A 13,123-nucleotide genomic window follows, 5' to 3' on the forward strand; every position below is an offset into this window, starting at 1 on the left:
TCAGAAGCGAACCGTCGCGCCGACGCTGAGCGAAAAGTCGTCGTAATCGTAAACCCGAACGATCGAGTTATTGTCGGTGTAGTCCGCCTGGAGACTTGGTTCGAGCACCACGCCGCTACCCAACAGAATCGGCCACTGGAGTCGCAGATCGACACGGCGACGCCAGTCGGTCCGCTCCTGGGCATAACGTAGATTGACAGTCGAAATAAGCTGACCGAGACGATTCGGTCTCAACTCACGCTCCACGGTTCGTATATGCTCTCGCTCCCAGAAGCCTGCCGAAATACTGGTTATCAGACGTGGAATCAGGTAGGTCTTGATTTTCAGCACAGCCGCCTGGCCTGCGAATTCGCCCAGCCAGGGTGAAAGATAGCCGCTCGAATAACCGTAGATAATGGCCGCGTCATTGCGATCCAGAAACTGGCGATAGGAGTACGTGAGACTCAGGCCGGTTTTTCTGCCGAGCGATCTCGAAAGGCGCGGGGAGACATAAAGCGATTTGAGACGGTCCGTCAGCAGGATCGAGTACTGCTCGCCCGAAAGGATCGCACGCCGGGGGACCGGCATCGGCGGATCGCCACCGACGTATGTGATCGTGTCGATGTGCTGATACCGCCCCGTTGAGTATCCAATTTCCAAATCCAGCGCATACGCATCAAAGAGGGTGGTATTGGCGCCGGCAGTAATGACCAGTTTTTCGCGATCGATCACGCCATCGACATTGTACTGGGTGGAGGCGAAAGATACGCCGGCTCGCAGCTGCGTTCGGGAACTTAAACGATAGCCGATACCGACTATGGCGTCGTACTCGTCGCCGGTGAACTCATTGGCGTTCAGAGTAGTCGAATCGGACTCGATATCGCGGTACTCCCGCTTCCTCAGATTGCCTTCCAAATAAGTGGATATGCGGGATGAATCCGAGGTCGGGATAAGAGTCAGCCCGCCACCGTAAACCAGATTGCTGAGGTTGAAGTAGTTTCCATAGTAGCTGTATTCGCTGACCAGGTTCAATCTGGCCACAGAAAGGGGATACCAGTTTAGGTCAACCGAAGACGTGCTGTACGTATCTTTCTTTTCGGTGGAGTCGGAGAACAGGTTGCTGGTGGAGCCGCCGGATGCGGTGGCCTCGACATCGATATCGACAGCGAAGCTGTTCGTCGACACGAGACCGAAGACAATCGTGGCAACCAGCGGGAAGAAGCGCTGCAATCTTGTCATCAGAAACATACCCCGCCGGCGCAGCCGCCGCCGGCGCCCAGACCGCCGCCAAGACCGAGACCGGAGCCAAAACCGGTGTCGAAGTCGAGCCGGTTCTCACAGACAGCGCGGGTGGCAAACCGCCTTCGACTGAAGCCTTCGCCGCAGCGAACATGAATGGGCGCGTGAACATGTGCCTCGTGTCCTGCGAACATCTGCGACACCTGGAGCTGTCCGCCCGAGGCGGAGATGTAGCCGTGGCGCTCGAATTCATCGGGGATACCGTCGGAGTCGTCGTCGGGAGCGTTGTCGTCGAACCCGTCACCGTCGCAGTCGACAAAGGCCATCGGTTCAGACGCGTGCGCGCAAGGAGCGCAGGCCATGATTGCTGCAATGGTGAGCGAGACGAGACCGAGAATAGGGGAGAGGCGGCTGGTCATGGAAAACCCGTCCTGTGCTTAGTTGCCAACTGGATTGGGCCACATCGCTTAAATCTACACAATTTGTCGTTACTGTCAACCAGTCATCTCGGGTCTTATCAGTCCCGTTACGGACCGTGGCGTGAAAGTGCTTTGACCGAGAAACTGGTATCATCTTGACTTTGGGGCGAAATCGGCCATCTTAGGCGGGTTGACAGGGTACGGCTGTCTAGAACAGGCTGCGCGTGCCCACCCCACAACCGGATCCGACACCGGACAGGAAAAGGACGAACTGATGTTACTTCTAAGAACCGCCGTTCTTATGTGTGTCTGTCTGGGCGCGTTTATCGCGCCTGTTATTGGACAGGATACCTCTACCACTGTAGTCGACAGCCCCGCCGAGGCGGCGACTGTTGAAACCGCGCACCAACACGAGGAGGCCGAGGTCGCCGCCCCGGTTGAGACGCCGCGTAAGCCGCCGACCACCCTCGATTTTCTGCTGACCCCCAAGTACCTGACCTGGATAGGCTTTACGATAATTGGGCTGGTGCTGTTGCTGGGGCGCTGGATTAACACGTGGGTCAGACTGATCGGTCTTGTGGCTGTTTTCGTAGTGTTCGGTCTCGACTACTTCTTTCCACTCCACCCGAGTCCGATGTGCGGTATCACAAAGCTCTTCATGTTCAAGTTTACTCAAGGGGTCTTCTTTCCCGCGTTTCTCGTCATCTTCCTGGCAATGATGGTCCCCAGCCTGATCGGGCGAAAACTATTCTGTGGCTGGGTGTGCCCGTTGGGTGCGCTGCAGGAACTGGTGAATAAGATCCCGTCGAAATTCCGCTGGAAGCAATTTAACTTCAAAGCCTTCAATTCGATTCGTGTGGCTTTGCTGGTCATGTTCTTCCTTACCTTTTTTCTCGTGAAAGAACAAATCGGAATGCTGGCCGGGCAGGTGGGGAGCGACCCGAGCCAGGGTATATGGCGGGCATTTGCGGCGTACAGTGTTTACGAGCCGATCAACTTCTTCGAGCTGCTGCACTGGGATTTCGCGGCTGTCGATACGGTCTGGGTCGTGATGTTCCTGGTGCTGCTGGTTTCGAGCTACGTACTGTATCGGCCGTTCTGCTACCTGATTTGTCCAATAGGCGCACTTACCTGGCTTCTGGAACTGATCGCTCCCGGGCGGGTCAGGGTTGACCACGAGTTGTGCAACGACTGCGGCGTGTGTGTTATCAAAAGCCCGTGTCCGACTATAGCAAAGTTGATTGACAAGAACACCAAAGTCGCGCCGGACTGTACGAGTTGCGGAGAGTGCCTGAGTACCTGCCCGACCGATGCCATAAAGTTCGGGTTTAGTAAATAGGCGCAAGTAGTTAACTGTCAAGGTGTTAGACGACCTAAGACACTAGTCCCAGTGTCCGGCTGACCCACCAGCTTGCCTTGGTGGCCCACCCGCTTGCGGGTGGGATTGAGGTAGCGCTCGCATTTAGACTTAATAAACCTGTGCTTGGGGAACGCCCAGAGGCTGTGCCAATAAGTCGAGAGAAATTGCGGCAGGTCCTTGTCCGGACCCGATGAAAGAAGGGCCGGGTTGAGACCTCCCGCCGCGTTTCATGAGTGGGTGGTGGACGACCGCGTCCACGCCAATCGGTGTCAGGTTCTGCTCTGAGGTCAACTCGCTGAGCGGGTCAACCTCCGTGCAGGATTTGACACAACGGCTCACAGGAGCGGGCAATGACGGGTGGCGAGAGTTGGCGCACGAGGACGTACGCCAACTACGAAATAGAACGTGGGCCAACCACGAATTCTGTCGGGCGGGGTCACCCGACAGCACGGTGCCGTCAGGACTTTATCTCGACGCCTCCTGCACGTGGAATGACATCCCAGTCGGATCCAGGTTCAGTTCCCGAACCAGCGATTCCAGGTGATAGACCCGGTCGATCACGAACATAATGTACCTGATGTCTACCGATATGGTTCGGGTCACGGGAGGATTGAACAGATAGTCCGAGGCCACTCCCTCCCAGTTGCCGTCGAACGCGACTCCGATCAACTTGCCCTCGCCGTTGATTACCGGGCTGCCCGAATTGCCGCCGGTTATGTCATTCGTGGTCAGGAAATTTACCGGCACGTCGCCCAGCAGGGAATCGACCCACGGACCAAAATCTCGTTGTTCGAACGCGGTCTTCAATGAATCGGGAACAATAAACGGGTCGGCCCCGGATTCTTTGTCGATCACGCCGTGAAGGCCGGTCAGATAGAAGTAATCGATCGCGTCGCGAGGCGAGTACCCTTTGACTTCGCCGTAGCTTAGGCGCATGGTGCCGTTGGCATCAGGGTACATTTCGGCCTGTCTCCATTCTGCCATCGCCTGAATCAGGAGCGGGGTCAAACGGGTCTGGGCACCCGAAAAGGCTTTGTCCCGTTCGCGCATGTCGTCGGCCTCGGGCTTGAGGTCCCGCGCCAGATTGATGAAAGGATCGTCGAGCTTCTCAAGCTGTCCTCGACTCATGGCAAACATGGCCAGGCGGTCGGCGGCGATGCCGATCCGGGTGCTTCGGTACCACTGTTCTACCAACTCCGCCGCCGGTGATGACTCACCGACGCCTTCAGCAGCGAAACGGCCCAGGCCGCTGATCTGCTGTTCCTGAGGCAGCCTCCGTGCCTCCGCGAGGAAGTACTTGAGGATTTCCTTATCGACCTCAGGTACCAGGTTGATCTGGGCGTTCTTGAGACGCTCTTTGGCGGTGAGGGTGTCGCGATTCTGGTAACCGCGATCACGTTCGAGATCCGATTTTTCACGCTCGCAAGCCCAGCGGTATATCGTCGTCGCCAATGACAAGTAGTCACACTGGCGCGTCATCCGGCCCAAAACGAAGTCGTGCAGCCTGGTGCGCTCCTCGGCACGGTACAGGCTGTCAAGCGACGAGAACACGTGCCCGTACCGAGTCATCAGGTTGTGATTCTGCCGAAGGAACTCCGCGAGTGCCCGTTCCGTCTCGCGCTTTTGTTCGAGCGTGCCCCCTTTCGCGAACCCTTCAACGATTGCATAGCTCTTCTTGAGGACGTTGTTCAGTCCCTTGAGGTCCCGCGACAGACGCAGCCCGATGGCAGAGTCTTTCTGGCCAGCTTGGTTAAGAATCTCGATCTGATCCTCGTTGACCCGAATCGAGTTGGGATAGTAGAACTCAGAGTAGTGGGCGAGTTCGTACGAACTGATATGCCGCGACGTGCCACCTGGGAAGCCGATGGTCATGGCGAGATCACCATCGCGCACGCCGTCGGTTGCTATCGGCAGAAAAACTTCCGGTTTGTAGGGTACGTTGCCTTCGGCGAAGTCAGCCGGTTTGCCGTCCGGGGCGACATAAGCCCGCAGGAAGGCGAAATCGCCGGCATGGCGCGGCCACATCCAGTTGTCGATATCGCCGCCGAAGTCGCCGATTGCATCGGGCGGCACATAGACTATGCGTATGTCGCGGAGCTCCAGCGTGGTGTATAGCACATACTGCTTGCCGCCGAACATCGACGCCACCCTGGCTTTTATTTCGCGACCTTTCTCCGTGTCGCGAATCAGCTTTTTGATATTCTTGTCGATCACCTGATAGCGCTTCAGATCGGCCATGCCGTGGCCCACGCCGCTCAGAATCTGACGAGTTACATCCTGGGCGGACAAAGTGACATAGACTTTGTACCCGATCGCCGGAATTTCCTTGTCCCGTGTCGCAGCGTAGAAACCGTCGCGCACATAGTTGTGTTCGACCGTGCTTTGCTCCTGAACAGCCCCGAAAGCAACATGGTGGTTGGTCAGGATCAACCCGTCGGCGGAAACAAACGATCCGCTGGCGCCGCCGACCTGGACTGCGGCATCCGCCAGGCAGGCGCCTTCAGGATTGTAAATCTGCTCGGGGGTGAGTCTCAGTCCCCGCTTCTGCAACTGTTCAAGCGGCAACTGATTGATGCTGTAAAGAGGCCACATGCCTTCGTCGGCGGAGCTTGTTATTGGTGTGCCGACAGTCATACAGACAGCCAAAGCCAACCACGGGGTGTATCGCATAGTCGTATCTCCAGGAAAACAACTTGTATTTCAAACTGTACGGTCTTGCAGAGTGGGCCCTGTCAGGGGTCAACGTATATCGATTTGGTGGTGTGAGCAACGGTTCTTTGCGGGATCGGTGAAGAATAGCCGGAGGCAGCTGTCCTGAATTTATGCCGGAGGCCGGAATCGAACCGGCATGGTATTGCTACCGGGGGATTTTGAGTCCCCTGCGTCTACCAATTTCACCACTCCGGCAGGAGCGAATGTCCTTCGTTGTCATTTAAGGTGACCCGACAGGACGAGCGAAAGTAAGACGGCCCGTGGTACAAGTCAATACCCCGGCGTAGGGCCGCGGCCGCTCTGTGCGGCTTCGTCAGAAATGCACCCGGTCGTCAGACGTGTCTTTATCCTTCGGCCGGAAGCGCATCTGGTGGTCGCCGCGGTGAAGGCCCGCCGACGGGTGCAGGCGGCAGGTAACGGTCGGCTGGTTGCCGTCGATAAACACCTCGCTGCGCACTTCGAGACAGCGGTCGGTGGCGATCTCGCCGGATTCTACACACACGTCGATGTGAATGATGCCGTCGGGTTCCTCGAAATCCATGATGGGGAGCGAATCGTGGGCCTGGATCATGTATTCGGTCCAGATGGGCACGGCGTTGTGGGCGCCGTCCTGGCCACCGCCGATCGACAACTTGGTATCGAACCCGACCCAGACGCCGGACGTAATCTGCGGCGTGAAACCGACAAACCAGTTGTCGCAGAAGTTATTGGTGGTGCCGGTTTTGCCGCCGGCCGGCCGGGTGAAGCCCATCCAGCGGGCTCGGTACGCCGTGCCGCCCGGCTCCATGACCGACTGAAGCAAACTGGTCATGATATGCGCCGTTTGAGCAGAGAGGACCTCTTCCTTCTGAATCGCCGTGTTGTTCTCCAGCACGCGGCCGTAGCGGTCCACAATCCTGTGAATGTAGCGGTATGGAATATGTATGCCGCGATTGGGAAACGTGGACATCGCAGAGACCATCTCGACTACTTTAACCTCGCAGGCGCCGACTGCCAGCGAGGGAATCGGCTCAAGCGGTGTAGAGATGCCCATACGGTGGGCGTAGTATATGGCCTCTTCGGGGCTTACTCGAAGTATCAGGCGCACCGCCACCAGGTTGCGTGAGAGGCGGATAGCGTCGCGGATGGTCAGCGGCCCCAGGAATTCGTTATCGAAGTTGTGAGGGCGGTACTGCTCGGTGCCGGGGATGTCCAGAACAATCGGATTATCGTCCATGATGTCGGTCGTGTTGATGCCGTTGTCAACCGCGGCCGTGTAGATGAAAGGCTTGAAGGCCGAGCCGGGTTGACGGTTGGCCTGGACCGCGCGGTTGAACTCCGATTGGTCAAACGAGCGCCCGCCGATCATGGCCAGGACATCTCCGGTGGCGTTGTCGATCGACACAAACGCGCCCTGCACCTTGCGATAAACACGGATCGAATCCCCATGCTCGTTGACCGTGTCCGGTAGAAACATGGTGTAATTCTTGTCGAACCTCGGGTAGGTTCGTTCTATATGGGACTGGAGGGAATCGAGTTTCTTGTATACAGCTTGCTCGGCTATCTTCTGCAGCCGGGCATCGAGCGATGTGTATACTTTCAGTCCGCCGGAGTAGAGCACGTCCTCACCGTACTTGGCCAGGATTTCGCGGCGGATGGTTTCGGTGAAATAGGGGGCGATACCGGGATCCTCGACCGGCGGGGACACGTCCAGCGGTGCCTGGCGGAGCGAATCATACTGGGCCTCGGTCAGGCCGCCCCAGTTATAGTATGACATCAGCACCCGGTTGCGTGCCTGGCGGGCTTTCTCCGGGTCTTTGAGCGGGGAGTTGATATTCGGCCCTTTGAGCATGCCGATCAGGATAGCGCAGTCGTTGATGGACAAATCCGCGACCGATTTGTTGAAAATCTGACGGGCTGCCGCGGCAACCCCATAAGCCCCGCGACTGAAGTAATGCTGGTTGAGATACATCTCCAGGATTTCATCCTTGGAGTAGGTGCGCTCCAGCTTAACCGCGGTCATCGCCTCCTTGATCTTGCGCTCCAGGGTCTGGCTCTGAGTCAGAAAGAGCATTCGGGCCAGTTGCTGGGTGATGGTCGAGGCCCCGCCCTTAATATCCCACGCGATCATATTGCTGATGGCGACTATTCCCAGGCGGCGCACATCGATTCCCCAATGGTCGTAGAACTTCTGATCTTCGGAGGCTATCAGCATGCCGCGAAGGTGTTCGGGCATTTCCTCGAGCGGCACCAGGACCCGGTTTTCCGAATAGAACTCCTTGAGCAGGACGCCATTACGGTCGTAAATGCGGGTGTTGATGCTTGGTTCGATATTGTGCAGCCGCTCAAAGGAGGGGAGCTGCTCCCGGTATACGGTATAGGTGTGGGCGCCGACAATCGCTGCCAGGACAACGATCAGAACCATCAGCGCGATAATCGAGTAGCGCAGACGATTGTTGCCGCCTTTCTCAGTGAACACCGGTTTACGGATTCGGAATGACATGGTCTTGTATTTTCCCTGTCTGCGGGGAGTACGTCAACATAAAACCCGGTCCATTGGAACCCTTTGACTGTTGCCCCCCGGCCACTAACATCCTTATACTCTGCAATCCGGGCAGCGGCTCAGCCTCCCTCAATCGACATGGGCCGTGGTCCGATAAGACCCGGATGGAGCAGAGAGGCAGGTAAGGTCTTGAATCAGGTTGAGTTCAACCCCGCGGTTCTCCGGGAAGTGGACCGGCAGATGGAGGTAATCAGCCGTGGGACCGTGGAAGTGTTGCCGCTTGAGGAGATGAAGCTCAAGCTGGCGCGATCCGTTCAGAGCAACAAGCCGCTTCGGGTAAAACAGGGTTTCGACCCGACCGCGCCCGACATTCATCTGGGCCACGCGGTATGTATCCGCAAGCTAAAGCAGTTTCAGGACCTGGGACATCAGGTGGTCCTGATTGTAGGCGACTATACCGGTCTGGTAGGGGACCCGTCAGGCCGCTCCGCAACGCGCCCGCAGCTCGAATACGACGAGATCATGCGCAACGCCGAGACCTACCAGCGGCAGTTCTTCAAGATCCTCGACGCGTCTCGCACCGAAGTGGTCTTCAATGGCGACTGGTTCAAAAAACTTGAATTCGCCCAGGTTATGCAACTGGCGGCGCGGTACACTGTCGCCAGGATACTGGAACGGGATGACTTCGCCACTCGCTTCCGCGAGGGCAACCCAATCGCCGTCCACGAGCTCCTGTATCCGCTGATGCAGGGTTACGACTCGGTGGCAATTCGCGCCGACGTGGAAATCGGCGCAACCGAGCAAAAATTCAACCTTCTGGCAGGTCGTACAATCCAGGAGGCTTACGGGCAGGAGCCGCAGTGCATCCTCACCATGCCGGTCCTGGTCGGGGTCGACGGCGAGCGCAGGATGTCCAAGTCGCTCGGCAATTATATTGGAATCGACGAGTCCCCGCGCGAGATGTTCGGCAAGATCATGTCAATCCCTGACAAGCTGATCTACAACTACTTTCTGCTGGCGACCGATGCCGGTGCCGACGAACTGGCTTCGGTGAAACGTCGTCTAGAGGACGGGACGACCAACCCGATGGCGCTCAAGCGCGAGCTGGGGGTCAGAATCGTTGACGCGTATCATCCCGCCGGATCGGGACAGGCCGCCAGTGACGAGTTCACGCGGATGTTCTCGGAAAAGGAACTGCCCGACGACATCCCGGAGATGAACCTGGGAGACTTGCGCCGCCTTGAAATCGATCCGGACAGAGTCTACCTGGTGCACCTGATGGCGCGAGCCAAACTGGCGCGCTCGAGCAGCGAGGCAAGACAACTGATTGAGGCCGGGTCGGTGCGTCTCAACGGCGAGCGGGTTTCCTCGGCGGACCTGGAGTTCAGGGTGGATCGCGAAGTTGTCCTCAAGGTGGGCAAGCGGCGGTACCTTCGCCTGCGGCCGAATTAGGCGGCAACTTTCGGTAACTTTCGGTATTACAAGCTTTGGGCCAAGGGCCAGGATACTAAGTGTGACTGAGGTGATCTGTTGCTATACCAGCTTGTGATATGGGGTGGGCTTTTGGCGCTGCTGGCCGGATGCGCGGCCACCGCTGTCCGTGAGGAAATTGTTCAGGTGAGCGCCGAGCGCTCGGGTCTGCAGGCGGTAGTCACTCCGACCCGATCGCCGCTTGAAGATATCGATCAGCGTGCCTACCAGAATTTCGTCAACGGGCTGCTGTTGGAGGGGGAGGGCGACCTGCCCGGCGCGGCGGAAAGCTTCCGCCTCGCCTGGAAATATTGCCCCTCGTCAGCGGTAATCGGTACCACGTACGCCCAGGCGCTTGTGCATCTGAGACAGTTTCCGCAGGCGCTGCAGGTTCTCGAACGTGTAACCCCCAAGACTGCCGAAATGCTGGCGCTCGCTGCCTTCTGCTACCGTCAGACCGGCGATAGCGAGCGCGCCAAGGAAACCTACCTCGAAATGGTAAGCTTGGACTCGACCAAGAACGTGGGTTACATGTACCTGGCGTCATACTATCGCCAGCATCAGAACGCGGACTCGTTGCTGTGGGCGCTGAAGAACCTGGCGCGCACGCTTCCGGAGAACCATGATGTCCAGAACGAACTCGCCCGCGCCTACGTAGCCAAGGGCGATTTCGATTCGGCCCGTGACGCATTCCGCCGCTCAATGGAGCTGCAGCCGGTCGGGCGCAATGCCGAGACGATCATGAACCTGGCCGATCTGTTCGAGCGCAGCGGGCAGCCGGATTCTGTCAAGGCTCTGTTCGAGGACGCCATCCGGAAAGACCCCCACAATGCAATCTGGCATCGCGAACTCGCCCGGCGGTACCTTGTCAATGATTCGATCGCCCGGGCGCTGCCATATCTGTGGTCGGGCGCCCGGCTGAGTCCGCAGGACTTCTCGGCCCAGCGGCAATTGGCTATCGTGCTCATTTCGACGGATTCTCTGGCTGTTGCTGACTCGATTCTGACTTCAATTGTTTCAGCGGGTGATCCCGATCCGGCCACTCATTTCTACCTGGGTCGAATAGGTGCAATCCAGCAGAACTACCCTCGGGCGCGCGACGAATTTCGCCTCGTGACGGAAAGGGCGCCGCTGCTGCCGGAAGGCTGGTTGTCCCTCGGATTTGCGTATCGCCGTCTCGGCCAACCTGAGGCCGAGATTGAAACCTATCAAAACGGTCTCCTGCACATGCGCGAGGAGAAAGACGCGGTTCAGTTGTACTTCTCGCTCGGCGCCGCGTATGAGCAGGCCGGGATGGTCGACTCGGCAGTAGCCGCATTTGAGACAATTCTGGAGCACAACCCCGAACATGGCCCCTCTCTGAACTATCTCGGATATACTCTGGCGGATCGCGGCCTCCGTTTGGAGTACGCTCGTGATCTCTTGTCGCGAGCGGTGAAACTGGAGCCGAACAACGCCGCGTATCTGGACAGCTACGGCTGGGTTTTCTATCGGCTGGGAGCGTATGACGAGGCAATCCATTACCTGCAGGCCGCCGCCGCGCTTGACAGCGACCCGGTTATATACGATCATCTTGGCGACGCTCTTCAAGCGATCGGTGAAACTGACCAGGCCCGCGAATGGTGGAAGAAAGCTCTCGAACGGCAGCCCGACAACGAAGCCATCAAACAGAAACTGAGCCGTTGAGCTATTCCCGCGTCAAGCCGATCCGCCCGGTCCATCTTTTCTCAGTAATCACATTTGTGGCAGCAGCGATCCTCTTGGCATGTGCCGAGGTCGCTCCGCCGCCGGGGGGAGAGGTCGATCGCACCGGCCCGCAGCTTATTGAGTCGTACCCGGCCGCCGGGGCGCTCGGAGTCGAGGTCGGATACCAGATCAGGCTTACGTTTTCCGAGACCATCGTCAAGCCGGAGCAGGGAGGCGCGGTGTACATATCGCCCCGCCCGGCGCAACCGCCGCAGATAAAATGGGAAAAGGACCGGGTAGTTATAAACCTGGCAGAGGGCTTTCTTTCGAACCAGACGTATGTTGTTTCAATCAGCACCGCGATCAGCGATCTCAGGCGCAATCGCTTGGATAGCGCCGTGACGCTCGCTTTTTCTACGGGCCAGAGCATTGACAGCGGAGTGGTGACCGGAAGTGTGGCAACCGCTGAAAACAAACCGGCAGCGGGTTGGACGGTTGCGCTTTTCGACCAGGGCACGCTGGGAGATTACCACCTGATTGATTCTGTGTATCCCGATTATCTCACCACCGTAAGTGGAGCAGGACAGTTTCGCTTGCAGTATCTTCCGGACCGCAGCTTTGATTTGATTGCATTCGAGGACAAGAACCGCGACGAGCTATTTAACCCGGCGGCTGAGTCATTTGCACTACCGGATCGCGAGATTGCTGTCGGTGTTGACGTGCGGTTGGACCGGCTTCACTTGGTTGGAACCGACTACGATTCACTGGCGCCGGCGATTCTATCGGCCACGGCCACCAAAGATCGGCTGCTCCGAGTGAGGTTGAACCGCAAGATCGATCCTGCCTACATGCTGTCGCATCTTGGGGAAACCATTATGAGCAGTCTCGCCAACACGGCCGGTCCAGCTTTGGCTTGTGAGGGCATCGCCGAGTCCGGGGTTGAACTGACCGACATCGTCACAGCGTATTTTCCCGGTCTTGCGGACGGGGCCTATCGACTGTCGCTTACTTACCGCGATGGTATGCCGCCGCTTACACGGGATTCGGTGCTCATTAAGCTGCAATCAGACGACGTACTTCCTGAGATAGTCTCGTTCCGACCCGGGGACAGGCCCGTGTTCGTCAACCAGGTCGAGGTTTCACTGGCCTTTTCGGAGCCGGTCGCCCGTGATAAGATCGGCGATCAGACTTTCACGCTCTGGGAAGGGGAAGCGACCCTATCACTCAGACAGACGTGGGACGATCCGTTTCGTCTGAGACTGGATCCCGAGCGCCTCAACGCGGGCAGCAAATATCGACTCGATGTCACGGAATTTGATATTCGCGACCTCAGCGGCAACGCGCTCGGGGACTCGCTCAGGTCATATAATTTTGCGACCCTGGATGATGACTCGGTCGGTTCAATTTCCGGTCGCATCGTTGTAGCGCTGCCGGACAAGAATAGACAGACGGCGAGATTGTCGTTCGCCGAGGTCGAATCCAAACGCGAGTTCCCGCTGAAAGTGGAGGCCTCGCAGACACCTGGGGTGCAATCAGAGAGCCGGGACTTTGCGATAAATGTCCCACCGGGGATGTACCTCCTGAGCGGCTATCTCGATTCAAATGGCGATGGCAAGTTGACGCCCGGCTCAATTCGGCCGTATCACCTCGCTGAAACGGTGGCGATTCTCACGGATACGATAACGGTCCGCGCGCGGTTTGAGACGGCCGAGATTGAGTTGAAATTCGAGTAGAGGGACCGCGGGAGGTGTGGGGCCGTCGGGCAGGGTCGCCCGA

Annotated in this window: 8 protein-coding genes and 1 tRNA gene; 4 read left to right on the top strand and 5 right to left on the bottom strand. The window is 57.9% G+C overall.

Annotated elements, in window-relative coordinates; translation table 11 throughout:
• The gene (locus AB1772_03595; GenBank protein MEW5795425.1) at nt 1–1,218 is read right to left on the bottom strand and encodes a hypothetical protein; all 1,218 of its coding nucleotides are present in this window, start codon (nt 1,216–1,218) and stop codon (nt 1–3) included.
• Nucleotides 1,218–1,637, bottom strand: a complete 420-nt coding sequence (locus AB1772_03600) for a hypothetical protein (GenBank protein ID MEW5795426.1) — start codon at nt 1,635–1,637, stop codon at nt 1,218–1,220. The genes AB1772_03595 and AB1772_03600 overlap by 1 nt, the downstream gene beginning before the upstream one ends.
• A 274-nt stretch (nt 1,638–1,911) precedes the next feature.
• Here AB1772_03600 and AB1772_03605 point away from each other — a divergent pair, with 274 nt between their 5' ends.
• Nucleotides 1,912–2,976: a 4Fe-4S binding protein gene (locus AB1772_03605; protein MEW5795427.1), complete on the top strand. Its 1,065-nt coding sequence runs from the start codon at nt 1,912–1,914 to the stop codon at nt 2,974–2,976.
• Between the two features lie 486 nt (nt 2,977–3,462).
• Here AB1772_03605 and AB1772_03610 read toward each other — a convergent pair whose 3' ends face one another.
• From AB1772_03610 to AB1772_03620, 3 genes are all read right to left on the bottom strand, one after another.
• Nucleotides 3,463–5,667 (bottom strand): S46 family peptidase, encoded by a 2,205-nt coding sequence (locus AB1772_03610; protein ID MEW5795428.1) that lies wholly within the window; start codon nt 5,665–5,667, stop codon nt 3,463–3,465.
• A gap of 153 nt (nt 5,668–5,820) precedes the next feature.
• Nucleotides 5,821–5,904, bottom strand: a tRNA-Leu gene (locus AB1772_03615).
• Nucleotides 5,905–6,022: 118 nt separating this feature from the next.
• Complete coding sequence (locus AB1772_03620; GenBank protein MEW5795429.1) at nt 6,023–8,191, bottom strand: PBP1A family penicillin-binding protein; 2,169 nt, start codon at nt 8,189–8,191, stop codon at nt 6,023–6,025.
• Between the two features lie 189 nt (nt 8,192–8,380).
• Here AB1772_03620 and tyrS point away from each other — a divergent pair, with 189 nt between their 5' ends.
• The 3 genes from tyrS to AB1772_03635 all read left to right on the top strand — a co-directional run bounded on the left by tyrS (nt 8,381) and on the right by AB1772_03635 (nt 13,080).
• Nucleotides 8,381–9,643, top strand: coding sequence for a tyrosine--tRNA ligase (tyrS, locus tag AB1772_03625; protein MEW5795430.1), 1,263 nt, complete (start codon nt 8,381–8,383; stop codon nt 9,641–9,643).
• 78 nt (nt 9,644–9,721) lie between these two features.
• Complete coding sequence (locus AB1772_03630) at nt 9,722–11,347, top strand: tetratricopeptide repeat protein (protein MEW5795431.1); 1,626 nt, start codon at nt 9,722–9,724, stop codon at nt 11,345–11,347.
• Complete coding sequence (locus AB1772_03635; protein MEW5795432.1) at nt 11,344–13,080, top strand: Ig-like domain-containing protein; 1,737 nt, start codon at nt 11,344–11,346, stop codon at nt 13,078–13,080. Before AB1772_03630 ends, AB1772_03635 begins: the two co-directional genes overlap by 4 nt.
• Nucleotides 13,081–13,123: the final 43 nt, after the last annotated feature.

The sequence above is a fragment of the Candidatus Zixiibacteriota bacterium genome (assembly GCA_040752815.1).
GTDB lineage: Bacteria > Zixibacteria > MSB-5A5 > GN15 > FEB-12 > JAGGTI01.

Excerpts from the sequence above, each read along its gene's own strand:
- AB1772_03595 (MEW5795425.1), bottom strand. The coding sequence starts at position 1,218 with ATGACAAGATTGCAGCGCTTCTTCCCGCTGGTTGCCACGATTGTCTTC.
- AB1772_03600 (MEW5795426.1), bottom strand. The coding sequence starts at position 1,637 with ATGACCAGCCGCCTCTCCCCTATTCTCGGTCTCGTCTCGCTCACCATT.
- AB1772_03605 (MEW5795427.1), top strand. The coding sequence starts at position 1,912 with ATGTTACTTCTAAGAACCGCCGTTCTTATGTGTGTCTGTCTGGGCGCG.
- AB1772_03610 (MEW5795428.1), bottom strand. The coding sequence starts at position 5,667 with ATGCGATACACCCCGTGGTTGGCTTTGGCTGTCTGTATGACTGTCGGC.
- AB1772_03620 (MEW5795429.1), bottom strand. The coding sequence starts at position 8,191 with ATGTCATTCCGAATCCGTAAACCGGTGTTCACTGAGAAAGGCGGCAAC.